At 36.6% G+C, this 1,419-nt stretch carries 1 pseudogene; it reads left to right on the top strand.

Annotated elements, in window-relative coordinates:
* Window positions 1-103: 103 nt before the first annotated feature.
* Window positions 104-1,419 (top strand): annotated as a pseudogene (locus tag HG1285_RS01560) (cytochrome C); the annotation flags it as partial.

Here is a 1,419-nt window from a genome sequence, read left to right as displayed (position 1 = left end):
AGGGTTAATGGAAACAGCTTACAGTTCCCCATTTCAAGACGATGGGTCAGACCAACCAAAACTTCACACAAAACATTATCTTCATCTTCACGCAGATATTCATATGAAAAAAGGAATGCTTTGTCAGGACTGCCATACATCTTTAGATGTTCACGGTGATGGAAATTTAGTTGGAACGACCCTTGCACCTGTTGAAGTTGAATGTCAGGACTGTCATGGAACACCTGATAAATATCCCTGGGAACTTCCACTTGGATACGGTGATGAGTATTCAGAAAAACCTGCACAAGGAAAACCAAGAGGTGTAGTTAAAAAACTACTTGATTTTATGAAAAAAGGTACTGTTTATCCAGCTGAAGATGGATATTTATTAACTGCAAGGGGAAATCCATTTGGAAATGTTGTTAAAAGAGGGAATAAAGTAATAGTTCATACAGCCGGAGGAAAAGATTTAGAGCTTGAGCCTTTAAAGCTTTTAGTTGAAGAAGGAAAACTAAATACAGAAGCCATGGTTGCAATGGTTCATGTGAAAGCCCACATGCAAAGAATGGAATGTTATGCCTGCCACGCAAAATGGGCTCCCCAGTGCTACGGATGTCATATAAAAATAGATTACTCAAAAGGTGAAAAACATCCTGACTGGGTAGCTATGGGGCATGATGTTGATGAACATGGTCTCACTGCTGATGCAAGGGCGGTAATATTTGGAGATAAAAAAGCTTTTGAAAAGCATATGGTAGAAGGAAAAATAAAAGAAACAAGAAGTTATTTAAGATGGGAAGACCCTATACTTGTTCAAAATGGAGAAGGTAGAATTTCTCCGGCAATTCCCGGTTGTCAAACTACAGTAACAGTTATTGGAAAAGATGGAAAACCACTTCTTTTGAACCACATTTTTAAAATCCCAAATGTAGAAGGAGCAGGAAAAGAAGGACAGCTTGCAATAGATATGTCTCCTGTTCAGCCCCATACTATAACAAAAGAGGCAAGAAAATGTGAAAGCTGTCATACAAATCCTAAAGCAATGGGATACGGCATAGATGAAGGAGATGATTATGAGGACCCAAGTAAACCTTATATAGTTGATTTAATGACAGCAGATGGAAAAGTAATACCTAAAATATTTAAAACACAGATTAACTCTATTCCAAACTTAAAATACGACTGGTCAAAAATTATTACGGAAGATGGAAAACAACTTCAAACAGTAGGACATCACTTAAAACTTTCAAGACCTTTAAATAACGAGGAAAGAAGCAAGCTTGATAGAAGAGGAGTTTGTATGTCATGCCATCAAGAAATACCTGATAAAGATTTGGCAGTAAGTTTACTTACTCATATTAAGGAAGTATCACACATAAAAATAGATAAAGACAAACACAACAGTATTTTACATAAACTTGTTTTGATAGGTGCATG

Source organism: Hydrogenivirga sp. 128-5-R1-1 (genome assembly GCF_000171895.1).
The sequence above is the reverse complement of the archived record's forward strand: the minus strand, read 5'-3'. Positions and strand labels throughout refer to the sequence as shown.